We start from the raw sequence: 25,041 nt of genomic DNA on the forward strand, positions 1-25,041 counted from the left end.
GGCGCGATATGTTGCACCACCACAGGTGACGCATTTTAACTCCCCCGAGGTTTTACGATATGGCAGATGGCAGCTTGGCAATGGATGCAAAACCCACCGAAGAAATTTCGGTGCGGGATGTCTTTGGCATCGACAGTGATATGAAGGTTAAAGGCTTTGCTGACGCGACTGATCGTGTGCCTGAGATCGACTCGACCTATAAATTTGATCGCGATACGACATTGGCGATTTTGGCGGGGTTTTCGCACAATCGCCGCGTGATGATCCAAGGCTATCACGGCACAGGGAAATCCACCCATATCGAACAGGTCGCCGCCCGCCTGAACTGGCCCGCCGTGCGCGTGAACCTCGATAGCCATATCAGCCGTATTGACCTCATCGGCAAAGACGCCATCAAACTACGCGATGGGAAACAGGTGACCGAATTCCACGAGGGCATCCTTCCTTGGGCTTTGCGCAATCCTGTCGCCATCGTGTTTGACGAATATGATGCGGGCCGCGCTGATGTGATGTTCGTGATCCAGCGCGTGCTCGAGCATGATGGAAAGCTCACCCTGCTTGACCAAAACGAGATCATTCAGCCGCATAAATATTTCCGTCTTTTCGCAACGGCAAACACAGTCGGTTTGGGCGACACCACAGGTCTTTATCACGGCACGCAGCAGATCAACCAAGCGCAGATGGACCGTTGGAGCCTCGTGGCAACCTTGAACTATCTCAGCCATGATGCCGAAGCCGCAATCGTTCTGTCAAAGGCCCCCCATTACAACACGGCAGAGGGGCGCAAAACGGTCAGCCAGATGGTCACAGTTGCAGATCTCACGCGCACGGCCTTTATGAACGGGGAGTTGTCGACTGTGATGAGCCCGCGCACCGTCATCAATTGGGCGCAGAATGCCGAGATTTTCCGCGATACGGGCTATGCGTTCCGTTTGTCCTTCCTCAACAAATGTGACGAACTCGAGCGCCAGACCGTGGCGGAGTTTTATCAGCGCTGCTTTGATGAAGAATTGCCAGAAAGTGCTGCAAGCGTAAGCCTTGGCTAAGGAAAGACCGACACCCAATGGGCAAGCCCACCGATAATCCAGCCGATCCGTTCAAAAAGGCGCTTGCCGATGCGACACGGGTTTTGGCCAATGACCCCGATCTTGGGGTCAGCTATTCGGTTGACCCGCCCGGCGCCAGCAATGACACGATCCGCCTGCCGCAAATCAGCCGCCGCATGAGCCGTGATGAGGTTCTGCTTGCGCGCGGCACGGCTGATGCGTTTGCACTGCGTCATCGCTTTCACAACCCCCGCATTGCCGCGAAATACGAACCCACGGGGCCTATTGCGCGCGATTTGATGACGGCGATTGAAACCGCCCGTTGCGAAGCCATTGGCGCCCGCGTCATGCCTGGCACAGCTGGGAATATTGACGCAAAAATCGGCGCAGAGGCGCGGCGCAAGGCCTATGGTGAAATCACCGAGCGCAGCGATGCGCCGCTGTCGACCGCGGCGGGATATATGCTGCGTCAGATTGCAACAGGCCGCCCGCTGCCCGCTGAGGCGCAAAATATCGTAGAGCTGTGGCGCCCCTTCATTGAAGAACGCTGCGGCGAAAGCCTAGATGCCCTCAAAGGGTCACTGGACGATCAAGCCGCCTTTTCGCGCGTTGCGCGGCAATTCATCTCTGATTTGGGATATGCTGACCAACTGGGCGATGACCCCGACCAATTGGACGACCAAGAGGACGAGGACAGCGCCGATCAAGATCAGGATCAAGAAGAAACACCAGACAGCACAGGCGATAGCGAAAGTCAGGAAGATGACAGCGCCGATGCCGACCCAGAGCGTTCGCAAGAAGAACAGCAGGACGCCTCTCAGGCACAGGTGCAAATGGATGAGAACGGCGATGCCGAGGAGGGCGAGGAACAAGAGCTGCCCGATGGGGATGCGCCCGTTGAACCGCCCCAAGCGCCCCCTCATTCGGATGCTGATCCAGATTACACCGTATTCTCAACCGCCCATGACGAGGAAATCGCCGCCGAAGATTTGGCCGAAGCGCAAGAGCTTGAACGCCTGCGCGCCTATCTTGATCAGCAGTTGGAACCTTTGAAAGGCGCGGTCAGCCGCTTGGCCAATAAACTCCAGCGCCGCCTTCAGGCACAGCAAAACCGCTCGTGGGAGTTTGACCGCGAAGAAGGAATATTGGATGCAGGCCGCCTTGCGCGGGTTGTAGCCAATCCTACAACGCCTTTGTCCTTTAAGGTGGAAAAGGATACCGAATTCCGCGACACGGTGGTCACGCTTCTTTTGGACAATTCAGGCTCGATGCGCGGGCGGCCCATTTCCATCGCGGCAATCTGCGCCGATGTTCTGGCGCGCACGCTAGAGCGCTGCGATGTAAAGGTCGAAATCTTGGGCTTCACCACCCGCGCGTGGAAAGGTGGCCGCGCGCGCGAGGAATGGCTGGCACAAGGGCGCGCGCAGCAACCTGGTCGTCTGAATGATCTGCGCCACATCATCTACAAATCGGCCGATGCCCCATGGCGGCGGGTGCGCGACAATTTGGGCCTGATGATGAAAGAAGGCCTTTTGAAAGAAAACATTGATGGCGAGGCGCTGGAATGGGCGCATAAGCGGATGTTGGCCCGCCCCGAAGCCCGTAAAATTTTGATGGTCATTTCGGATGGCGCGCCTGTCGATGACAGCACCTTATCCGTGAACCCCGCGAATTACCTCGAAAAGCACCTGCGCGATGTGATCAGCATGGTTGAACGCCGCCGTGCCGTTGAATTGCTGGCGATTGGGATTGGTCATGATGTAACCCGCTATTACGAGCGCGCCGTGACGATCACTGATGCCGAACAATTGGCAGGGGCAATCACCGAACAATTGGCGGCCCTCTTTGACAATGACCCACGGGCCCGCGCCCGCGTTATGGGACTGCGCAGCGGGGGCGCAAAATCAGGGTTATATCGGTTTGGATAAGCGGGCAGAGTTTCAAAGTTTTGATACAGCCTCCCGCCCCGACCAAGGCGCCCCACGCGTGGCCGCTTTGCGTGATTGTTTCCCAAAACTTGGGGTCGATGGTGTTCTAGTGCCGCGCGCCGATGCCCATCAAGGCGAATATGTTGCGCCTTGTGATGCACGGCTTTTGTGGTTGAGCGGATTTTCAGGCTCGGCGGGGTTCTGTGCCGTTCTCAAAGATCAGGTTGGTATCTTTATTGATGGCCGTTACCGCCTGCAGGTGCGCGATGAGGTCGATTTAGACATCTTCACCCCTGTAGATTGGCCCAAAACCAAACTTGAAACATGGCTGCCCACAGCATTGCCGAAGGGCGGCGTGATCGGGTTTGATCCATGGCTGCACACAATGGCCGAGATTGATCGCTTGGCCGAGGCCGTTGCCGGCCATCAGATCACCTTGCGCCCTCTTGCTGAAAACCCAATTGACGCGCTTTGGTCTGACCGCCCGCCGCCGCCTGATGGGAAGGCGAGCGCCTATCCGCTGCGCTATGCGGGCCGCAGCGCCGTTGAAAAATGTAGCGAAGTGGCGCTTGATCTCGCCGCCCAAGGCGTGAGCGCCGCTGTGCTCAGCCTGCCCGACTCCATCTGCTGGCTTTTAAACATTCGCGGCGCCGACCTGCCGCATCTTCCCGTGGTGCAGGCCTTCGCCATTCTCTCAAGCACAGGCAGCATCAGCGTATTTGCCGACCCTGCGAAATTCGCGGATGTTGATCTGCCCAATCAGGTCACGCTTTACCCGCTTGACCGCTTTGCGGAGCGGTTGCGCCAAGAGGCAAACTCTGGCCCCATCCGCCTTGATCCTAAGACAGCCCCCCATAAGCTGCGGATGATTTTGGCCGAGGCAGGGGCAGAAATTGACGAAGGCCCCGAGCCTTGCACCCTGCCCAAGGCGCGCAAGCATCCCGCCGAGATTGACGCAACCCGTGCCGCACATCTGCGCGATGGGGCCGCCATGGTGCGGTTTTTGCATTGGTTTGATCACCGCGCCCTTCAAGGCGGGTTGACTGAAATTGAGTGCGTCTGTGCGCTTGAACGCTTTCGCCGCGAGACGGGTGCGCTGCAAGATATCAGTTTTGATACAATCGCAGGCGCAGGCGCACATGGCGCGATTGTGCATTATCGCGTGAGCGAGGCCACCAATGCGCCACTTGCGCCAAACACGCTGTTTTTGATTGATTCAGGCGGGCAATATCTTGATGGCACCTCCGACATCACCCGCACCCTGCCCGTGGGGGATGTTGGGCTTGAGGAAAAACAGGCCTTTACCCAAGTTTTGCGTGGCATGATTGCGCTGTCGCGCGCGCGCTTCCCCAAAGGATTGGCAGGGCGAGATTTGGATGCATTGGCCCGCGCCCCCCTCTGGGCCGCTGGACGCGATTATGACCACGGAACAGGTCACGGTGTCGGGGTCTATCTCAGCGTGCATGAGGCCCCGCAACGGATCAGTCGCGCCTCGGATGTGCCCCTTGAGGTTGGGATGATTTTATCAAACGAACCAGGCTTCTACAAAGAGGGGGCTTATGGGATCCGCATTGAAAACCTGATTGTCGTCCAAGAGGCCGCCCCAATTGCGGGGGGGGATGCGCGGGCGATGTTGGAATTTGAAACTTTGACCCTCGCCCCCATTGATCGGCGCTTGGTGGTCAGTCATGACATGACGGCGGCGGATATCGCATGGCTGAACGAATATCACGCCCGCGTGGCCAAAGCCCTGATGCCGCTGGTGCCGCCCGAGGCGCAAGCATGGCTGCGGCAGGCCACTGCGCCCATCGCGTAGTCTTTCCGTTACCTTCCCTAGCTATTCTCCGACCAAGCCTGTATGAGAGGCCCAAGAAGGAGATCTATTCATGACCAACACAATGTCGATTCGCCCTGCATCGGGGAAATATGTTGTGCGCGCAGGTGGCGCGATCGTAGCGGAATCTGCTGCGGCATTGGAATTGAGCGAGGGCGATCTGCCCGCTGTGATCTACTTTCCGCGCGCAGATATCGCCATGGCGCTTTTGGAAAAGACCCAAAGCACCACCAAATGCCCCAAAAAGGGAATGGCCAGCTACTATGCCATTTCAACGGCATCAGGGCAGATTGACGATGCGGCGTGGTCTTATGAAGACCCAAAAACGGACGAAGCCCAAGCCATTAAGGGCCATATCGCCTTCTTTACCGACCGCGTCACAGTCGAGCGTATTTAACAGAGTGTCCGTCAGCTGTGCTCTTCTGCGGCAGTGTCCGCCATGGCACGGGTATAGGCTTTGAGCGCATCAATATGGAACACCGCCCCCTCTAGGGCGGGTGGCCCATCCTGCGGATTTTCTTTGATTACGGGAATGTAATCCGCTTCGGTTTTCTCAAAAATCGGCATGATGGTTTCAAGCGTATCCTCAAGCGTCACAAACACCCCTTCCGCAACCTGCGCCAAGAGGGCATCAGCGGGCGCGGCACGCGGATCAGTCATGGGCCGCATGATCCGCCCTGCCCCCACCATGGCCAACAAATAGGCCTGTGGCCCTGCCGCCAAATGGATGTTTCGCCGTTCAAGTTGGGTCAAAAAGAACGAGCGATCCACAAGGCGGCTGGCAAGCGCCGTGGAAAGGGACACAGAAACCATCACCGCAAGGCCCGTTTGCCAGTCGCCTGTCAGTTCAAACACGATCAACGTGGTTGAGATGGGCGCGCCCAAAACAGCGGCGGCAACCGCCCCCATCCCTGCCAACGCGTAGAGCGTCACCGACCCTGACATTTCAGGCAGGATTGCGGTCGCGATCAAACCAAAGGCAAGCCCCGTCAGCGCGCCAATCATCAATGAGGGCGAAAACACCCCGCCCCCCATGCGCCCCGCAACCGTGATTGCCACGGCAACCGTCTTGAGAATGGCGAAGATAATCGCCTCATGCAGCACCAATTGCCCCGTCAAAGCGGCGCTTGTGGTTTCATAGCCCACGCCAATGATATGGGGGAAGAAAATCGCCAAACCGCCCAGTAACGCCCCCGCAATCGCAGGACGCAAGAACCGCGGCAAGCGTAAGAGATTTTGCACCCGAGTGCCTTGGTCATCGGCCCAAAAGGCCGCGCGGATAAACACCACGGCAACAAGCCCACAGATCAATCCCAACATAAGATAGGCGGGTAGTTCCGCGTAAAAGCCTAAGGCGCTTTCACGACCCAATGTGAACTCGGTCACATCGCCCAAGGTGAGGCGACTGATTACTGTGCCTGCCACACTGGCAATGACAATGGGCGCAAATGCATGCACTGCGAAATGGCGCAAGATCACCTCAAGCGCGAAAAGCGCCCCTGCAATCGGTGCATTGAACGAGGCGGAGACAGCCGCAGCCACCGCGCAGCCCAACAAATCCCGCCCCGTGATCCCATCGGCACGAATAAGCGCGGAGATTTTACTAGAGATTACGGCAGCCAAATGCACCACAGGCCCCTCTCGACCCGTAGAGCCGCCTGAGCCAAGCGTGATTAAGGACGCCGCAGCCGAGGCAAGGCCCGCGCGTATCTCAACGCGACCTTCATTCAGCGCGGCCCCCTCAATCACATCCGCCACAGAGCGCACCCGCCCATCAGGCGTAAAGCGATGCAGGATCAGCCCCACCAAAAGCCCCCCTAAAATGGGGATCAGCAAAATCAGATACCACGGCAAACTTTCGGCGTAGCTGTGCAAATGACGGATATCATCAGTGCCATAAAGCGTGGCTTGCAAGCGATCCACACCAAGGCGGAACAAAACCGCCGCACTGCCTGCTGCACCCCCAAGCACAAGCGCGATAAACCAAAACTGAATTTGGCTTGGGCCTTTGCGGCGCAGGATAAACCATGCCTCCGACAACAAGGCGCGCTGCTGGCGCCATATTGCTGCCAACATCGCCTTAAGGGGGTGTTGCCCAGATCGGGACGGGTCTTTATCCAACTTACCAGCCTTTGCGCCGCGCCTCTATCACCACCAAAGGCCCAAAGAGGTTGAAATTCAACCCTCTATCAGCTGCGCACCCCCGCAAAGCGGGCTTGCCATTCTTCGCGCTGCTCGTCACTGATCTTTGCGAAAAGAACCTCAGGCACAGTGAAGCCCTGCCCAGCTGGCAGCCGCGAGAGGCCTTCTGCAACATCTTCGGGCCATGCGTAATCTTTGCACCCCATCGCATCCAACATTGCCTGTGCGGCATCTGGGATGAACGGCGCAGATAAGAGCGCATAAAACGGGATGAGGTTCAGAGAAAACCGCGTGATGGCCGCGGCGCGATCTGGATCTTCCTTGAACACCGTCCAAGGGGCTGCAGATTGCAAATATTCATTCCCCAAAACCCAAATTGCGCGCAACTCGGCGGCGGCTTTGCGAATTTCAATCGCCTCCATATGCGCCTGATAGGCCGCAAGGCGGGCCTGTAAATCAGCCATCACTTGGGCCTCTTGTGCGCTGTAGTCGCCCGCTTCAGGGATCACTTCACCGAATTTCGAGCGGCAGAATTTGGTGATCCGACTGACGAAATTGCCCAGAACATCTGCCAAATCCTTGTTCACGCCTGCTTGGAAATTCTCCCAAGTGAATTCGCTATCCGAGGTTTCTGGCGCATGGCTCAGCAACCACCACCGCCAATAATCCGAAGGCAGGATCGACAAAGCCTGATCCATGAACACGCCACGCCCTTGGCTGGTCGAGAATTGGCCGCCATCATAATTGAGATAGTTGAAGGATTTGATGTAATCCACCAGCTTCCATGGCTCGCCGGAGCCTAAGATCGTTGCAGGGAAACTCAAGGTGTGGAAGGGCACGTTATCCTTGCCCATGAACTGGACGTAACGCACATCTTGGGCGCCCTTGTCAGTGCGCCACCACCGCTCCCAATCATCTCCCTTGCCTGCGTCAACCCATTCTGCGGCGCAGGCGATATATTCAATCGGCGCATCAAACCAAACATAGAAGACCTTGCCCTCCATCCCTGGCCATTCATCCTTGCCCTTTTTAACAAGGATGCCCCAATCCAAATCGCGCGTGATCCCACGATCTTGCAACCCGTCCCCGTCATTGAGCCATTTTTTGGCGATAGAGGTGGTCAGAATTGGCCAATCTGTCTTGCTGTCGATCCAAGCGTTCAATTGATCCCGCATAGAGGATTGGCGCAGATAGAGATGCTTGGTTTCACGCACCTCCAAATCTGTTGATCCAGAAATCGCACTGCGCGGGTCAATCAAATCGGTCGGGTCAAGCTGCTTGGTGCAGTTCTCGCATTGATCGCCGCGGGCCTTGTCATAGCCGCAATTGGGGCATGTGCCCTCAATGTAGCGATCAGGCAAAAAGCGGCCATCGGCGTTGGAATAGACCTGCCGCTCGCTCACCTCAGAGATCAGCCCTGCCTCGGCCAAACGGCCTGCGAAATGCTGGGTCAATTCGTGGTTTTGCGGGCTAGAAGACCGGCCAAAGTGATCGAAACTCAGGCGAAAACCCCGTGCAATCTCAGCCTGAACTGCGTGCATTTTTGCGCAATATTCCGCGACATCCATGCCCGCTTTCGCGGCGGCTAATTCGGCGGGCGTGCCATGCTCATCTGTGGCACAGAGGAACAACACCTCACGGCCCCGACCGCGGTTGTAACGGGCGAAAAGATCGGCAGGCAATTGGCTGCCTACGAGATTTCCCAAATGCTTGATCCCATTGATATATGGGATCGCCGAAGTGATCAGAACACGCTCCATCACGCCCGCCTTGTCTTAGATGATTTCCTTCGCTCCCGCGTCTAACCCAAAGCAAAGCGGATGGCTAGACGGTGCAAAGATGTCAAACAAAACTGGGCGCTATGGATTTCGCACAAAGGCCTGAGGATGTGCGCGTCACGCGCCATGCGGCGGGCGGGGCAAGGCGCGCGCGCAAACGCTGCATATGCCATGCGCGCCCCTCCAGACCTGCGGGCAGATTTCCTGCAAGCGCCCCTTGCATGGATAAGGCCCCATGATTGGCCGCCAAGGAAAAGCGCGTCTCAACCCCAGCCGCGCCCCCATGATGCGGTGTTAAAATCGCGGCAAAAGGCTGCTTTCCCGCATGTTCAGCCGCCAGATGCAAACGGCGGATCGCGGTCAGGTTGGGGGGCTCTAGAACTTCGGCCACCACGGTTTCACAGGCCCCGCTGCGCAAAGCCTCCTCCATGCACCATAACAGGTCTTCGCGCCGCTCAGGCGCGACAAAGATCATGTGGGCGGGGTCAATTTCCTCCGCCACGGCTTGCATATGCAGATGATCAGGGTGCCACGCAGGGCGGATCCAAAGCACCGCCCCCTCCATCCGCGCCGCCGCCCAAAGCGCCAGACGCCGCCGTGCGGGGCCGCAAAACTCATGCACCCGCCCAAGCCGCAAATCACACCCCTCGAAAAGGCGCAAAGACGGGTTTGCGCGCGCCACAGAGGCCGTAATGTGATCAAAAGAGGCATGGGTGATTTGCATAAGGCGAGACTAAGTGTTCTTCTTTTGTTCTGCAAGAAATTTTCGCACTCCCCTTGCCCTTCTTGGGCATCTCGCTACCAATAACGCCGAAGATAGCAGCGAAGGATAGGATGGGATGCGCAAAATTCAGCTTGGCACCACAGACACAATGATCACCGATTACTGCCTCGGCACGATGACATGGGGCAACCAAACCCCAGAGGCAGACGCACATCGCCAAATGGATATGGCGCTTGCGGCAGGGATCAATATTGTCGACACCGCCGAGATGTATCCCGTTAACCCTGTGCGGGCGGAAACAGTCGGCAATACCGAAACCATTCTTGGCAATTGGAACCGCGCCAACCCTGCGCGGCGCGGCGATTATATCTTGGCCACCAAAATCACCGGCAAAAACGCCGCGTTTGTGCGCATGGGTGAGGATATAACAGCCGCAAGTTTTACCGCAGCACTCGATGCTTCGCTCGCACGACTGGGCACAGAGTATATCGACATTTACCAAATGCATTGGCCCAATCGCGGTTCATATCATTTCCGCCAAAACTGGGGCTATGATCCTTCGGCACAGGTGAAATCCGTGACGCTGGCCCATATGGAAGAGATCTTGGATGCGGCGGATCGGATGATCAAAGCAGGCAAAATGCGCTATTTCGCGCTGTCCAATGATACGGTCTGGGGCGTTGCGCAATGGATGCGCCTTTCCGAAGAGCGCGGCCTGCCGCGTGTGATGTCCTTGCAAAATGAATATTCGCTCCTGTGCCGCCTCTATGACACAGATTTTGCGGAACTGGCCGTGAATGAGCAGCTGACCCTGCTGGCCTATTCGCCCCTTGCCGCGGGCCTATTGACGGGGAAATACCAAAACGGGGCCATTCCAGAAGGCTCGCGCATGGAGGGCAACGGGGATTTGGGCGGTCGCAAAAGCCCGCGCGTCTTTGATGCGGTCGCAGCCTATCTAGACTTGGCGCAAAAGCACGGGATTGACCCCGTTCACATGGCATTGGCCTTTACGGTGCAGCGCCCTTTCCCTGTCTCGACCATCTTTGGCGCAACCACAAGCGCACAGCTTACCCGCATTCTAGATGGCTTGGATGTGACCCTATCGGGCGATGTTCTGGACGAGATAGACGCGATCCATCGCGCCCATCCGTTGCCCTATTGATGCGCCTGCGCCTCACCCAAACCGCGCTCCTATTGGCCCTGTGTTTGATCACGGCCTGTAGCCCGCCCATGGTGGGGGCAAGACGGGCGGATGCACCGATTGCCTCGACCACGCGGTTTGAAGCCGCACGATTTGCGGGGCCATGGGTGATGCGCCACGCTATTGATAGAACCGCGCCGCGCAACCTCAGCTTTGAGGAAGGCGGCGGCCAAATCATAGGTTTGCATTATGTGGATGGGTCTGGCCAAAGGATGGCGCTGACCTCGGACGGCCCGCACCCTGCCCGCTTTACAGACGCGCGCGGGCGGGCGCTTTGGGTGCTTTGGGTTGATGATGACTATCGCACCGCATTGCTTGGCGCGCCTGACGGGCGCTTGGCGTGGATCATTGACCGCAGAACAACGGGGGGCGCTGATCGCATTGACGCTGCATTGCGCCTTGCTGCGGCCAATGGCTATGACCCGAATGATTTTATCGCGCTGAACCCATGACTGCACGCTTGCCCTTTCTCAGGAAAGGCGCAATCTGATCGCATGCCAATTTGGATTGCCGCCACCATCTTTGCTGCCTTCATGCAGAACCTCAGGTTTCTGTTGCAGCATCACTTGCGCAAATGTGCGCTGTCGACCGCAGGCGCCACTTGGGCGCGGTTTCTTTACAGCGCGCCCATAGTGGCCTGTGGCGTGATCCTATATGCCCGCCTACGCGGGTTTGATTTGCCGCAGATCCAACCCCAGTTCTGGGCCTATATCGTTCTTGGATCATTGGCCCAAGTTCTGGCCACAGCCTGTGTTGTGGCGCTGTTTGGATTTCGTAACTTCGCAATTGGCGTGACCCTGAAAAAGACGGAAACCATCCTGACCGCCTGCCTCGGTTTGGTGGTTTTAGGCGAAGGCGTATCGCTATGGGTTTTTGCCGCCATCGTGGTTGGGGTAATCGGCGTTATTTTGATCTCAGACGGGGGGCAAAAGGGCGATGGTCAAACCCTTCTCGCACGCTTTGCCACGAAGGCCGCATTTTTCGGGCTGGCCTCTGGCGGGCTTTTCGGGGTGTCTGCCGTGACCTATCGCGGCGCGATCCTAAGCCTTGAAGGGGGGGATGCGCTGCTGCGATCTGGATTTGCCCTTGCGGTGGCCTGCGCCATTCAAGCCAGCAGTTTGGGCCTTTGGATTGCTTGGCGCGAGCGCGCACAAATTGGTTCTGTGCTGCATCAATGGCGCATTGGGCTTGCCACGGGGGCCACCTCACTTTTGGGTTCACTTGGATGGTTCTTGGCCTTTGGCCTGCAAAATGCGGCATTGGTCAAAGCGGTCGGGCAAGTGGAATTGGTCTTTACCTATCTCTTTTCCATCTTCTGGCTTAAAGAACGCAGCACCAAAAAAGAGGTGATGGGATTGGTTCTGATCCTCGCCGCGCTGCTCGCCATTATCCTGCAAGAGGCGTAAGACAGCGCCATGTTCACGATACCCCTCGCCATTGCGCCGATTTTCGTTCTGATTGCCACAGGCTACGGCCTGCGCCGCGCGGGCCTGCCCTCGGCCGAGTTTTGGAACCTTAATGATCGTCTGGTCTATCTGGTTCTAATGCCTGCCATCTTCTTTGATAGCATTTCTACAGCCGATTTGGGCGCCGCTGCTTTGGGTGGCTTTTCGGCATTGCTCTATGTGGGTTTTTTCGTGGGCATCCTTGCGGGGCTCATCGGGGCAGGCTTAATGCGCCACCATGGGCGCGCCGCAGGCAGTTCTTTGGTGCAAGGGGCGGGACGGTTCAACACGTTCATCGCCCTTGCTGTCGCAGGCGCCCTCTATGGGCCTGAGGGGTTGGAGCTTGCGATTTTAGGCGCGGCCATTCTGGTGCCTGTGGTCAACCTAACAGTGGTGACCACGCTTGTCCTCATGTTGCCACAAGAGCGCGGCACGGGGATTGGCGGCCAGATCACCGCCACGCTGAAAAATCTTGCGAAAAACCCTTTGATCCTGTCGATTGCCGCCGCCTTAGCATGGAACCTTGCAGGGTTGCCGCGCGTGCCAGTTTTTCATGACAGCCTCGAAATTCTGGGCCAAGCGGCCCTGCCCATTATGTTGCTGTGCGTTGGGGCGAACCTCAAACTGCGCGGCCTCTCGGCGGAGGCGGGGCCATTATTTCTTGCAGCCATCGCAAAGCTTGGCTTGTTTCCTGCCGCAATTATGGGGTTGGCTTTGATCCTCGATGTGCCGCCCCTACAGGCACAAATCGCGCTGACCTTTGGCGCGCTGCCAACAGGCGTCGCCGCCTATACATTGGCCCGACAAATGGGGGGGGATGCGCCGCTTATGGCCGCAATGATCACCGTGCAAACGCTGCTCTCCTTCGCAACCATGCCATTGTGGCTGAGCCTTGGGGAGCGGGTTTTCGGTCTGTAATTATTTCAGCGCAACGCCGTGTCGACCTGCCAAATCAGTGAAAAATTGCCATGCCACGCGGCCTGACCGCGCCCCGCGCGTTGCAGTCCACTCAATCGCCTCGGCACGCAACTGATCTTGGGGCACAGCCACGCCATAGGCACGGCAATAGCCGTCAATCATCTCGAAATATTCGTCTTGCGTGCAAGGATGGAACCCAAGCCACAGCCCAAACCGATCCGAGAGCGAGACCTTCTCCTCCACCGCCTCAGATGGGTTTATAGCACCGCTGCGCTCATTCTCGATCATATCACGCGGCATCAGGTGACGGCGGTTAGAGGTGGCGTAGAAAATCACATTTTCAGGGCGGCCTTGCACACCACCATCCAAAACCGCCTTGAGCGACTTATAATGTTGGTCATCATGGCTGAAGGATAGATCATCACAAAACAAGATCACGCGTGCAGGGGCCGCGCGCAACAGCGTCAAAAGCCTGCCAATCGTGGGCAAATCTTCGCGCTGCATTTCCACCAATTTGAGTGGCAGACCCTCGGCCACCACGGCCCCATGTGCGGCCTTAACCAACGAGGATTTCCCCATCCCCCGCGCGCCCCATAAGAGCGCGTTATTGGCGGCATAGCCGCGCGCAAATTGGCGCGTATTGGCCATAAGCGTGTCGCGCGCGCGATCCACGCCCACCAACATTTCAACACCCACGCGCGAAATCTGTGCGACAGGTTCCAAATGATCAGGATCTGCATGCCACACAAAGGCATCAGCCGCATCCCAATCAGGGGTTTGCGCGGCGGGCGGGGCCATCCGTTCTAACGCATCCGCAATTCGGGCAAGCTGCTTTTTCGCCATAGCCATTACTACCGTTTACTCTTTCTTTGCCCCGTCCTCGGCGGGCGCTTCATCTGCCTCGTCTTCATCCCACAGGCCTTCGGCCTTGAGGCGCTCCTTACGCTTTTTCTCAACCATGGCGACCAAGAAAATGGAAATCTCGTATAGCCCATAAACGGCGCTGAACAGGATCAGCTGCGTAACAACATCTGGCGGGGTCACCAAGGCCGCAACAACCAAAATGCCCACAATCGCATATTTGCGCACATCGCGCAGACCTGCGGCTGAAACCAAACCCGCCTTACCCATCAAGGTCAAAAGCACGGGCAGCTGAAAGCACAGCCCGAAGGCAAAGATAAACTTAAGCGCCAGATCAAGCGACTCGCGCACCGAACCGAGAAAGACTGTTTGCAGCTCTTGTGAGGGCGCGGAGGGTTGGAATTCCCCCTCCCCTGCAATCAAGTTGGCCAAGGCAGGGATCGCATCGGAAAACCCGATGAAGAAATTCATGGCCAAGGGCGTAACAATGAAATGCGCGAAGGCAGCCCCCAAGAGAAACAAAAGCGGCGAAGCAATCAAGAAGGGTAAAAACGCATTTTTCTCGGTCTTGTAGAGACCCGGTGCCACAAAGCGCCAAAGCTGATGCGCGATCACTGGGAAAGAAATCGCAAAGCCCGCGATCACCGAAATACGGATCAAGACAAAGAATTTCTCTTGCGGGGCGGTGAAGATCAAACGTGCATCTTCGCCCCGCGCGCGTAAGACATCGGCCAGAGGTTGCGAAATAAATTCAAGCAATGGCTCGGCTACAGTGAACATAATCACCATACCCGCCACAAAGGCCAAAACCGAGCGGATCAACCGCGTGCGCAATTCCGCCAAATGCTCAATCAATGGGGCGGAATGATCTTCAATCTCGTCTTCGCTCATGCCTCATCCGCCTTTTTCGCGCGGGGTTTAGGGGCCGCTTTGGGCGCAGTCGTCTTGGCCTTTGCAGGCGCGGCCTTGGCCCGTGTCGTTTTTGCGGGTTCGGCTTTTTTCGCAGGCGCCTTTTTCGGCGCAGCCTTCGGGGCCGCCTTTGCTTTGGGTGCCGTCTTTTTGGCAGGCGCGGCTTTTGCCTGCGCTGGCACCTCGCTTGGCGCCTCTGCAGGCTCACTGCGCTTAACGGCAGGTGCGGGGGCTTGGGTCGGATTTCCTTGCGCGCCCGCAGGTTTACCCTGATTGCCCGTCTTCAGCGGCTTGTCGCTGTTGAAATCTGCATCCAGCTCAAGATCCGCGTTGAGAGATTGCTTGACCTTATCCAGACCATATTGACGCGGATTGGTCAGGGCTTTCATCTCGCGGTTCATTTCGCGCATGCCCGTTTGATCAGCCGCATCATTCATAGCCGAGGTAAACTCGCGCGCCATGCCTTTGATGCGCCCCACAAACAGACCCGCTTTGCGGAACATAACAGGCAAGTCTTTTGGCCCGACAACGATCAAGGCGACAATGCCGATCACCATCAATTCCATCCACCCGATATCAGGCATGGCGTCCCTCTCGTGACAAACCGCGATTAGCGCAGGGTTTCATGATCCCGCCCCGCGCCAAGGCGCAAGGCCAAAGACGATCATTAGGCCTTGTCACGCTCGTTTTCAGGGGTGACATCGCGCGCGCCCTCACCATCGGCAGCTTTATTTTCAAGCTCCTCGGTGCTGTCTTTGACGCCGCGCTTAAAGGCGGTGATACCTTTCCCCACTTCGCCCATCAGGCCCGCGATTTTGCCGCGCCCGAATAGAACCAGCACGACCACCGCAATCAGCAAAAGCCCTGCAGGGCCAATATTGTTGAACATTTCGCTCTCCCATTTCAGCGCAGGCTGATGACACAATCCGCACATCAACCGCGCCGCGTTTATATCTTGGCCTCAACGCCACAGCCCCCAAAGGCCAATGCCGCTTGCCCACCAAGGGAATGTCGCGAAATCCTGCGCCGCCTGCAAGGGGCAAAACGCCCCTACACGCGGGAAACTGATCACGATTGTATAATGAAGGCCCCTTTAGAATGCTTTGGCCGCGGGAAAGACAAAACATTTCTCGCGGCGCAGGCTCAACCACATCGCGGTGCCTTTCTTGGGCAAAAATACGCCCGGCACCGTGGCACGGATCACCTCGCCGTTGAAATCCATGCGAAACTCAACAAGGCTTTCATGGCCCATGAAGCGCGCGCGCTCGACCATGCCGCGTGCTGGCACACCATCGCTGACAGTCGGGTTTGGGCCACGACCGCCCCGATCAAAATCAATCTTCACATGTTGGGGGCGAAAGACAATCTCAACAGCCGTGCCATCGGCAAAACCCGGCGCCAAGAATTGCCCAAAGGCAGTGTCGGTCAGCGCCCCCTCCACACGGCCAGAGATGACATTCACATCCGAGAAAAACGCCGCCGCCGCCTTATCCACGGGGGCATTGTAAATATTATAAGGCGCGCCCTGTTGCACGATGTGACCGTTGCGCATCAAGGCAATTTGATCTGCCATGCGCATCGCTTCCTCGGGCTCATGGGTGACAAGAACCACCGCTGTGCCCTCTTCTTTCAGCAATTCCAATGTTTCATCGCGGATGCCATCGCGCAGACGATTGTCCAACCCCGAAAAGGGTTCATCCATCAGCATCACTTTCGGGCGCGGCGCAAGCGCGCGGGCCAAGGCCACACGCTGCTGCTCGCCGCCCGACAGCATATGGATGCCTTTTTCCCCATAGCCTTTGAGATCGACACGGGCGAGCAAGTCCTCAACCCGCGCGCCCACTTCAGGGCCGCGCCCCTTTAGACCAAAGGCAATATTTTGCGCCACGTTGAGATGCGGAAAAAGCGCGAAATCTTGAAAGATCAAACCGACCGACCGCGCCTCGGGGGGCAGATGCAGCCCTGCATCGGAGACAGTGACACCATCAAGCGCAACCGTCCCACCCGTTTGACGCTCGACCCCCGCGATGACACGCAATGTGGTGGATTTTCCGCATCCCGAAGGGCCAAGCAAACACATCACCTGCCCAGCCGCCACCGACAAGGATATGCCCCGCACCACTTCCGTCCCATCAAAGACGCAAGAGAGGTTGCTTACCTCAAGCCGCGGGGAATTTTGGCGCGGGACTTGGTTCATAGGGCGCTTGCATCCTGATAAAAACACTCAACTTGGTCAGCTATCAGGCACAAGCCCCCCTTTCAAGCGCCGCTTTGCTGCGGCCTCTCAAATGGTGATGGCGTTCTGACCACCATCCAAGAGCACATTTTGCCCCACCATGAAGCCCACATGTTGCGAGCATAGAAAGGCACAAGTAGCGCCAAATTCCTGCGCCGTGCCGTAGCGCCCAACGGGTAGGGTGCCAAAGCGGCGGGTGCGTGCCTCCTCAACACTGATCCCCTCGCGCTCCGCCACACCCTTATCAAGCGCATCGGCGCGATCCGTGGCGTGGATACCAGGCAAGAGATTGTTGATGATCACCCCTTTGGCAGCAACCTGTCGGGCTGTGCCCGCAACATAGCCCGTCAAGCCTGCACGTGCAGAATTGGACAAGCCCAATTGTGGGATCGGTGCCTTGACCGATTGCGAGGTGATATTGACCACACGACCCCATGATTTTTCCATCATCTGCGGCATGTAATGTTTCATCAGCGCAATCGGCGTCAGCATATTGGCATCCAACGCCTTGATGAAATCCTCACGCGTCCAATCCGACCACAAACCTGGTGGGGGGCCGCCTGCATTGGTCACAAGAATATCAATTGCACCCGCCCCCGCGATCACATCGGCGCGCGCCGCCTCATCCGTGATATCGGCGGCAATCGCGGTGACTGAAACACCATAGGTGTCGCGAATATGCGCGGCAGTCGCCTCAAGCGCCTCTGCACCGCGGGCGTTGAGCACCAGATCAACCCCTGCCTCAGCCAAAGCTTCGGCGCAGCCGCGCCCCAAGCCCTTGGACGATGCACAAACCAATGCGCGCTTTCCCTTAATGCCCAAATCCATGATCTGCTCCCTCGCATTCTTTACTATCTTTCCTTGCGCGCAAGCGCGCCTCTGGGGGCAAGTTAGGTGCCTGTTGCCGCCAAATCCAGTCTTGCGCGAGATTTACCTTTCACCAAAAGCGCCGCTTGACCGCGCCCTGCCCCGTTTCTATTGAGAAAAAAGGAGGGTGAAATGGCCAGCTTACCCGCACAATTAAAATTCGATGTTTATCCTGCCACGCAGTTCTGCGTGGATCGCGGCGCCAATGAAGGCGATGCGCTTGGCACCTTTGACGAGGTGGAAGCAGGCGATATCTACCGCATGCGCAAAGATGCCAGCGCCCTCACCCTTGCCATGCGGGATGATGCCGATGGCACGCAGTTGGTGGCCGAAGGCAGTCAATTGGGGCGTGCAGGCGACAAGCTGACGATTGCAGCCTGTCACCAATTGATGACCCCAGACGGGACTTTGGCCGAAATCCTGACCCTGACAATCTGGCCTGCAGGCCAACCCGCCCATTACATCCTGCCGCTGTGCAATCTTGAGCCGGGTGAAGATTATGAATTGGTGGGCTCTGAGGCCGAAACAGCATCGCTGCGCTTTGCTGATATTGCCTGCCTGTCCTTTTTGGCAGGCACGCACCTTACCCTTGCCTCTGGCGCACAAATTGCCGTTGAAGCGCTGCAAGAGGGCGACCTGCTGCTGACCCGCGAAAATGGGGCGCAGCCTATTCGATGGATTGGGCGCACTGTGTTGCGCGGCACAGGCAGCACAGCGCCCGTGCTGATCCGCCAAGGCGCGTTAAACACGGCGCGAGATTTGGTTTTGATGCCGAACCATCGCCTCTTTGTATGGCAGCGCCAAGATATGCTTGGCACAGGCCGGGCTGAGGTCATGGTGAAGGCCGCCCATTTGATCAATGGCAGCACCATCACGCGGCTTGAGGGCGGCTTCTTTGATGGGTTCCAAATCCTACTTGATCGTCACGAAATCCTATATGCCGAGGGGATCGCGGTCGAAAGCCTGATGGTTACAGGACAAACCCGCCCCGCCTTGCCCGAAGCGATCCTTGCAACCGCCGCGCCAGATCTGAGCCCCGAATTACGCACCGCGCTTGAGCTTGACGCGCTGGCGCTTTCCCGCGCGGGGGGTGATCCCGCCAAGGCGCTTTACGAGGCCTCACTGGGTGGCAAAAAACGCCCTAACCCATAGCATATTCTCATCACCCTGCCGCATCATCCCCCTTTCCAAAGGGCGCATCGCGCCATATACCGCGCCCCATGTCCGATATATCGCCTTCACCCCTCGCCAATCGCCCTGCCCTGCCGCCTGAAATCGGGCGCAGACGCACCTTTGCGATCATTTCCCACCCAGACGCGGGCAAGACCACGCTGACCGAGAAATTCTTGCTCTATGGCGGTGCCATTCAAATGGCGGGTCAAGTGCGCGCCAAAGGCGAAGCACGGCGCACGCGCTCGGACTTTATGAAAATGGAACAGGATCGGGGCATCTCGGTCTCGGCATCGGCCATGTCCTTTGATTACCGCGAGTTCCGCTTTAACCTTGTGGACACCCCCGGCCACAGCGATTTCTCAGAGGATACCTACCGCACGCTTACGGCGGTGGATGCCGCCATCATGGTGATTGATGGGGCCAAGGGCGTAGAAAGCCAGACCCAAAAGCTCTTTGAGGTTTGCCGCTTGCGCGATTTGCCCATCCTCACCTTCTGCAACAAGATGGATCGCGAAAGCCGCGACACATTCGAAATCATTGACGAAATCCAAGAAAACCTCGCGATTGATGTGGCTCCCGCCAGTTGGCCCATTGGGATGGGGCGCGATTTCTTGGGGTGCTACGACCTGATCCATGATCGGCTTGAATTGATGGATCGCGCAGATCGCAACCGCGTTGCCGAAACGGTCAAGATGAGTGGGCTAGATGACCCCAAACTTGCGGATCACATCCCCGAAGCACAGCTGGCCAAGCTGCGCGAAGAAATCGAGATGGCGCGCGAATTGCTGCCCGCCTTTGACCGCGCCACATTCCTTGCGGGTGCGATGACCCCGATTTGGTTCGGCTCGGCCATCAACTCATTTGGGGTGCGGGAATTGATGGAAGGCATTGCCGAATTCGGCCCCGCGCCACAGGTGCAAACGGCCGATCCGCGCGAAATTGCGCCAGAGGAAGGCAAGGTTACGGGCTTCGTGTTCAAAGTTCAGGCCAATATGGACCCAAAACACCGCGATCGCGTGGCCTTTATTCGTTTGGCGTCAGGACATTTTGAGCGGGGCATGAAACTGCATCATGTGCGCTCTAAGAAACCGATGGCTGTATCCAACCCCGTGCTCTTCCTCGCCGCTGACCGCGAATTGGCGGAAGAGGCATGGGCAGGCGACATCATCGGCATTCCCAATCACGGGCAGTTGCGCATCGGGGATGCCCTGACCGAAGGGGAGGCGCTGCGCTTTACAGGGATACCCAGTTTCGCGCCTGAATTGTTGCAAGTGGCGCGCGCAGGCGACCCGATGAAGGCCAAACACCTTGAAAAGGCCCTGATGCAATTCGCCGAAGAGGGGGCTGCAAAAATCTTTAAGCCACAGCTTGGCTCAGGTTTTATCGTGGGCGTTGTGGGCGCGCTGCAATTCGAGGTTCTCGCCAGTCGGATAGAACTGGAATATGGCCTGCCCGTGCGCTTTGAAGCCAGCCAATTCACATCGGCCCGATGGGTGCATGGCGCGCGCGACAAGGTCGATGCATTTGCGACCGCCAATAAACAACATATGGCGGTCGATAATGATGGCGACCCTGTGTATCTGACGCGCCTGCAATGGGACATTGATCGTGTCGAACGCGACTACCCCGATGTGCGGCTCTCGGCGACCAAGGAATTGATGGTTTAACACCCCGTTTGACCCTTGCCGTGGTTTCGGCTAAATGCTTGTCCATTCTTGGCAATCTGGCCAAGGATCACGCCGCGGAGCGCGCGAGGATATGCGCTCCTTCACATATGCCAGTTGAGACTGGCCAGAACGGACGCATATGACCAAATTCACCGATCTAAACCTCAATCCGAAGGTTCTGAAAGCTATATCTGAAGCAGGGTATGAAACCCCAACCCCCATTCAGGCAGGCGCGATCCCCCCCGCATTGGAAGGGCGCGATGTTTTGGGGATTGCCCAGACGGGCACAGGCAAAACCGCCAGTTTCACATTGCCCATGATCACGCTTTTGGCACGGGGTCGGGCACGGGCGCGGATGCCACGCAGCCTTGTTCTTTGTCCCACCCGCGAATTGGCGGCACAGGTGGCCGAAAATTTCGACACCTACACCAAGCATCTGAAACTGACCAAAGCGCTGCTGATTGGCGGGGTGTCATTCAAAGAGCAAGACCTTCTGATTGATCGGGGTGTCGATGTTCTGATCGCAACACCAGGCCGTCTCTTGGATCATTTCGAGCGCGGCAAACTGCTGTTGACGGGCGTTCAGATCATGGTGGTGGATGAGGCCGACCGCATGTTGGATATGGGCTTTATCCCAGATATTGAGCGGATTTTCTCGCTGACGCCCTTCACGCGCCAAACCTTCTTTTTCTCTGCCACGATGGCCCCAGAGATTGAGCGGATCACATCAACATTTTTGTCGAACCCTGCGCGGATCGAAGTGGCGCGCCAATCCACGACATCCGACACAATCACGCAGGCGTTGTTTTCTTTCAAACCCACCCGCCGCGACACAAGCGCGAAAGAAAAGCGCACCATGCTGCGCGCCGCGATTGCCGCAGAGGGCGAGGGTTGCACAAATGCCATCATCTTCTGCAATCGCAAGGTGGATGTCGATATAGTCGCAAAATCGTTGAAGAAACACGGGCTGGATGCGGCCCCTATTCATGGCGATTTGGATCAATCGCAACGCATGCGTACCTTGGATGGGTTCCGCGAAGGAAGCCTTCGCTTTCTTGTGGCCTCAGATGTGGCCGCGCGCGGGCTTGATGTGCCAAGCGTAAGCCATGTGTTCAATTATGACGTCCCCTCCCACGCCGAGGATTACGTCCACCGTATTGGCCGCACGGGCCGCGCAGGGCGTAAGGGCCGCGCAATCACCATCGCGGTGCCTGCAGATGAAAAATATCTCACGGCGATTGAGGCCTTGATTGGCAAGCCCATTCCGACTGATGAGCCCCTGCCATGGAGCCCCACAAACGCGCAAAAGCCTCATGAAGCGGACGCGGCGAATGATGACCGCGACAAACCCCGCCGCAGCCGCGGGGGGCGTGGTCGCCGCAAGTCGCACGAGGGCGATGAAGGCAGCACAGCAAAGACTGAAACACAGACCGAAGCGCCCAAAGAGGTGTCCGAAGACAACACCCCGCCCCAGCCAACGCCGAGCAGCGCGGCGCCGCACCCCGAGCGCAGCCATGACCGCCATGAGCGCGGCGGACGCAATCGCGGCGGACAAGGTGGCGGACATCGTGTTGTTGGCATGGGTGAGCATTTGCCAAGCTTCATCGCGCTCAGCTTTGACGAACGCCGCGGGCCAAGCAGCAGCTATGTTCCTGCCGATACAGAGGATGAGCAGAGCCAAGCTGAGGCGCAAGAGATTGAGACGCCCGTGGCCGCCACTGAGGAGGCCCCAAAGCCAAAGCGCAAGCGCAGCCCGCGCAAACCTAAAGAAAAACCTGAGGCGGAAGGGGCAGAAACCCCCGCCGAAGCAGTATCAGAAGAATAACAAAACGCCCCATCTTGGGGCGTTTTGTTATTCAGCGACAAGGCGGCTGATAATCACGCTGACCTCAGGCTTTTTGCCGATTTCAGCCTGAACAGATTGGCGGATGGCGCGGCGCACCGCCTCCTCAATCTTGTCGTCATCACGGGTGATCTTGCGATCCAGACGCGGCAGAAGATCGGCCAATTCATCCTCGAGCATCTCGGTTAAACTGCCATGGCCATTGCGCAAATGATCTGGCAGGCCACGCAGCTCGACCCATGCATCTTCAATCAAGCTGTCATCTTCATCGACAATCAGCGCCGCAATCACAAGGCCGTTTAGGGCCAGTTTCATGCGATCACGGATCACCCCGTCATAGGCGCCCACCCGTGTGCTGCCATCTAGGTAATCGCGCGCGACCTCGACATATTCGACCGCAGCGGGCGCATTGCCTGACAATTCCAACATTGTGCCATTTGGCGCTACAAGGCCAAGCATTCCCTTTTCCGTGGCAAGCCGCGCATGTTCGCGCAAATGGCGGAATTCACCATGATTGGGCACAAGGATACGTGGACGCAAAATATCATGCATCTTTTCCAAATCGGGGCGATTGGCATGGCCCGACACATGGAAAAAGCCCGATTGTTCATCCACAATCTCTACCCCGATTTCTGCAAGCGCGTTTTGAATACGCCCCACGGAAACCTCATTGCCCGGAATTGTTTTGGATGAGAACAGGAACATATCGCCCTCTTTCAGCTCCATCCCCAAATAAGAGCCGCGCGATAGGGCCGCCGAGGCTGCCCGCCGTTCCCCCTGACTGCCTGTCACAATCAGCATGAGGTTTTCGCGTGGGATATCGCGGGCCTCCTCAACTGACACGGTCGAGGGGAAATCTGTCAGCACGCCTGCCTCGACCGAGGCGCGGATCATGCGTTGCATCGCACGGCCCAGCAGACAAACGGAACGGCCATTGGCCACCGCGGCATCGGCCAAGGTTTTCACCCGCGCAACATTGGAGGCAAAGGTGGTCGCCACCATCATACCCCGCGCGCGCCCAATCAGCGCTGTGATGGGTTCTGGCAACTGGCTTTCGCTGCGCCCCTCATGGCGCGAAAACACATTGGTGCTGTCGCAGATATAGGCCAAGACCCCCTTCCCTGCGATCTCGCCCCACATGGCTTCGTCAAAGGGTTCGCCGACCATCGGGTTCGTATCGATTTTGAAATCACCCGAATGCACCACACGGCCATGTTCAGTGTCGATAACAAGGCCCGAGCTTTCAGGGATGGAATGCGAGACGGGGGCAAATTGCACCTTGAACGGGCCTGCTTCCACCACTTCGGGATAGGCCCGAACGACCCGCACCTGATCCGGCTCGTGACCCGCCTCCTCCAATTTTCGGCGCGCATGGATGGCCGTGAAATTACGGGCGTAAACAGGCGCGCGCAGGCGCCCCCACAAATGGCCAAGGGCGCCAACGTGATCTTCATGGGCGTGGGTGATGAAAATCCCCTCAAGGCGATCTGCGCGTTCTTCCAACCACGCGATATCAGGCAGGATCAGGTCAACGCCAGGTTGACCATCCATGTCGGGAAAGCTGACGCCGCAATCGACAAGGATCAAACGCTCCGCACCTTGTTCTCCAACACCATAGACATATGCGTTCATTCCGATCTCACCTGCCCCGCCAAGGGGAAGATAGATCAGCCTGTTTCGATCGCTCATCAGCTTGCCTGTTCCTCGTTATATTTATGGATCACGGTCAGACCATGCATGGTCAGATCATCTTCGATCCTGTCAAACAACACATCGCCCGTAGAGAAGAGCGGCGCAAGCCCCCCTGTCCCAACTATCCGCATCGGGCGGTCGCGCTCGGCGCGAATGCGGTCACAAATACCACGCACAAGGCCCACATAGCCCCAAAACACGCCCGACTGCATGCAGGCCACCGTATTGGTGCCAATCACCGATTGCGGTTTTGTCACATCCACATGGGGCAAGGCGGCGGCTGCATGATGCAATGCTTCAAGGCTAAGGTTTACGCCAGGCGCGATAACACCACCCACATAAGCGCCATCCTCGGCCACAACGTCAAAGGTGGTTGCTGTGCCAAAATCCACCACAATCAAATCGCCGCCATGGCGATCATAGGCGCCCGCGGTATTGACCAAGCGGTCAGGCCCCACTTGCGTGCCTGCATCCACCCGTGGCGGCACAGGCAAGAGACACTCAGATTTACCAACCACAAGCGGGCGGCAGTCGAAATAGCGATCACACAACACGCGCAAGTTAAACACCACGCGTGGCACAGTTGAGGAGATAATCACCGCGTCAATCTTGGGTTTTAGCCCATAATGATCCATCAAGGTCGAATACCAAACGTAATATTGATCTGCGGTGCGTTGATGCTCGGTTGCGGTGCGTAATGTGCACAGAAATTGCGCGCCATCCCAAAGGGAAAACACTGTATTCGTATTGCCGCAATCCACGCAAAGAAGCATCTCG

Annotated in this window: 22 protein-coding genes; 11 read left to right on the forward strand and 11 right to left on the reverse strand. The window is 57.5% G+C overall.

Going from position 1 to position 25,041, the window contains the following annotated elements; translation table 11 throughout:
* Positions 1-59: 59 nt before the first annotated feature.
* The 4 genes from cobS (at position 60) to AAC620_RS04995 (ending at position 5,205) form a co-directional block, all read left to right on the forward strand.
* Complete coding sequence (cobS, locus tag AAC620_RS04980; RefSeq protein WP_340243110.1) at positions 60-1,046, forward strand: cobaltochelatase subunit CobS; 987 nt, start codon at positions 60-62, stop codon at positions 1,044-1,046.
* A 17-nt stretch (positions 1,047-1,063) separates the two neighbouring features.
* The gene (gene cobT / locus AAC620_RS04985) at positions 1,064-2,974 is read left to right on the forward strand and encodes a cobaltochelatase subunit CobT (RefSeq protein ID WP_340243112.1); all 1,911 of its coding nucleotides are present in this window, start codon (positions 1,064-1,066) and stop codon (positions 2,972-2,974) included.
* The gene (locus tag AAC620_RS04990; RefSeq protein WP_340243114.1) at positions 2,967-4,790 is read left to right on the forward strand and encodes an aminopeptidase P family protein; all 1,824 of its coding nucleotides are present in this window, start codon (positions 2,967-2,969) and stop codon (positions 4,788-4,790) included. The genes cobT and AAC620_RS04990 overlap by 8 nt, the downstream gene beginning before the upstream one ends.
* Positions 4,791-4,860: 70 nt before the next feature.
* Entirely contained in the window at positions 4,861-5,205 is a 345-nt protein-coding gene (locus AAC620_RS04995; protein WP_340243115.1) for a DUF427 domain-containing protein, read from the forward strand.
* 11 nt (positions 5,206-5,216) lie between these two features.
* Here AAC620_RS04995 and AAC620_RS05000 read toward each other — a convergent pair whose 3' ends face one another.
* The 3 genes from AAC620_RS05000 to AAC620_RS05010 all read right to left on the reverse strand — a co-directional run bounded on the left by AAC620_RS05000 (position 5,217) and on the right by AAC620_RS05010 (position 9,452).
* Entirely contained in the window at positions 5,217-6,884 is a 1,668-nt protein-coding gene (locus AAC620_RS05000) for a chloride channel protein (RefSeq protein WP_340243117.1), read from the reverse strand.
* 113 nt (positions 6,885-6,997) lie between these two features.
* A complete protein-coding gene (gene metG / locus AAC620_RS05005) occupies positions 6,998-8,710 on the reverse strand; it encodes a methionine--tRNA ligase (protein ID WP_340243119.1) in 1,713 nt (570 codons plus the stop codon).
* Between the two features lie 82 nt (positions 8,711-8,792).
* On the reverse strand, positions 8,793-9,452 hold the full coding sequence (locus AAC620_RS05010) for an ImuA family protein (protein ID WP_340243121.1): 660 nt from the start codon (positions 9,450-9,452) through the stop codon (positions 8,793-8,795).
* A gap of 115 nt (positions 9,453-9,567) precedes the next feature.
* On the opposite strand from AAC620_RS05010, the gene AAC620_RS05015 reads away from it, so the two are divergent.
* The 4 genes from AAC620_RS05015 to AAC620_RS05030 are packed head-to-tail and all read left to right on the forward strand — an operon-like array spanning position 9,568 to position 13,016.
* A complete protein-coding gene (locus AAC620_RS05015) occupies positions 9,568-10,614 on the forward strand; it encodes an aldo/keto reductase (protein ID WP_340243123.1) in 1,047 nt (348 codons plus the stop codon).
* Entirely contained in the window at positions 10,614-11,105 is a 492-nt protein-coding gene (locus AAC620_RS05020) for a lipocalin family protein (RefSeq protein ID WP_340243125.1), read from the forward strand. The genes AAC620_RS05015 and AAC620_RS05020 overlap by 1 nt, the downstream gene beginning before the upstream one ends.
* A gap of 42 nt (positions 11,106-11,147) precedes the next feature.
* The gene (locus AAC620_RS05025; protein WP_340243127.1) at positions 11,148-12,059 is read left to right on the forward strand and encodes a DMT family transporter; all 912 of its coding nucleotides are present in this window, start codon (positions 11,148-11,150) and stop codon (positions 12,057-12,059) included.
* 9 nt (positions 12,060-12,068) lie between these two features.
* Positions 12,069-13,016 (forward strand): AEC family transporter, encoded by a 948-nt coding sequence (locus tag AAC620_RS05030; protein WP_340243128.1) that lies wholly within the window; start codon positions 12,069-12,071, stop codon positions 13,014-13,016.
* Here AAC620_RS05030 and AAC620_RS05035 read toward each other — a convergent pair whose 3' ends face one another.
* The 6 genes from AAC620_RS05035 to AAC620_RS05060 form a co-directional block, all read right to left on the reverse strand.
* Positions 13,017-13,859: an ATP-binding protein gene (locus AAC620_RS05035; protein WP_317656685.1), complete on the reverse strand. Its 843-nt coding sequence runs from the start codon at positions 13,857-13,859 to the stop codon at positions 13,017-13,019.
* Positions 13,860-13,874: 15 nt separating this feature from the next.
* Positions 13,875-14,768, reverse strand: coding sequence for a twin-arginine translocase subunit TatC (gene tatC / locus AAC620_RS05040; RefSeq protein ID WP_340243130.1), 894 nt, complete (start codon positions 14,766-14,768; stop codon positions 13,875-13,877).
* Positions 14,765-15,370, reverse strand: a complete 606-nt coding sequence (gene tatB, locus AAC620_RS05045; protein WP_340243132.1) for a Sec-independent protein translocase protein TatB — start codon at positions 15,368-15,370, stop codon at positions 14,765-14,767. Before tatB ends, tatC begins: the two co-directional genes overlap by 4 nt.
* Before the next feature lie 83 nt (positions 15,371-15,453).
* Positions 15,454-15,675 carry a twin-arginine translocase TatA/TatE family subunit gene (locus AAC620_RS05050; protein WP_317656028.1) on the reverse strand — a complete coding sequence of 74 codons (222 nt, stop codon included), beginning with the start codon at positions 15,673-15,675 and terminating at the stop codon, positions 15,454-15,456.
* A gap of 204 nt (positions 15,676-15,879) precedes the next feature.
* Positions 15,880-16,983: an ABC transporter ATP-binding protein gene (locus AAC620_RS05055; RefSeq protein ID WP_340243135.1), complete on the reverse strand. Its 1,104-nt coding sequence runs from the start codon at positions 16,981-16,983 to the stop codon at positions 15,880-15,882.
* A gap of 87 nt (positions 16,984-17,070) precedes the next feature.
* Positions 17,071-17,850, reverse strand: a complete 780-nt coding sequence (locus AAC620_RS05060; protein ID WP_317656032.1) for an SDR family oxidoreductase — start codon at positions 17,848-17,850, stop codon at positions 17,071-17,073.
* Between the two features lie 171 nt (positions 17,851-18,021).
* Between AAC620_RS05060 and AAC620_RS05065 the strand changes: the two genes are divergently transcribed.
* The 3 genes from AAC620_RS05065 (at position 18,022) to AAC620_RS05075 (ending at position 22,554) form a co-directional block, all read left to right on the forward strand.
* Complete coding sequence (locus tag AAC620_RS05065) at positions 18,022-19,041, forward strand: Hint domain-containing protein (RefSeq protein WP_340243138.1); 1,020 nt, start codon at positions 18,022-18,024, stop codon at positions 19,039-19,041.
* 68 nt (positions 19,042-19,109) lie between these two features.
* Positions 19,110-20,729 carry a peptide chain release factor 3 gene (locus AAC620_RS05070; protein ID WP_317656034.1) on the forward strand — a complete coding sequence of 540 codons (1,620 nt, stop codon included), beginning with the start codon at positions 19,110-19,112 and terminating at the stop codon, positions 20,727-20,729.
* A 139-nt stretch (positions 20,730-20,868) separates the two neighbouring features.
* Positions 20,869-22,554, forward strand: a complete 1,686-nt coding sequence (locus AAC620_RS05075) for a DEAD/DEAH box helicase (RefSeq protein WP_340243140.1) — start codon at positions 20,869-20,871, stop codon at positions 22,552-22,554.
* A 27-nt stretch (positions 22,555-22,581) separates the two neighbouring features.
* Here the strand turns inward: AAC620_RS05075 and AAC620_RS05080 are convergent, their stop codons facing one another.
* Entirely contained in the window at positions 22,582-24,261 is a 1,680-nt protein-coding gene (locus tag AAC620_RS05080) for a ribonuclease J (protein WP_340243142.1), read from the reverse strand.
* A complete protein-coding gene (locus tag AAC620_RS05085) occupies positions 24,261-25,037 on the reverse strand; it encodes a type III pantothenate kinase (RefSeq protein WP_317656040.1) in 777 nt (258 codons plus the stop codon). Before AAC620_RS05085 ends, AAC620_RS05080 begins: the two co-directional genes overlap by 1 nt.
* Positions 25,038-25,041: the final 4 nt, after the last annotated feature.

This window comes from Roseobacter sp. HKCCA2468, assembly GCF_037805105.1.
GTDB lineage: Bacteria > Pseudomonadota > Alphaproteobacteria > Rhodobacterales > Rhodobacteraceae > M30B80.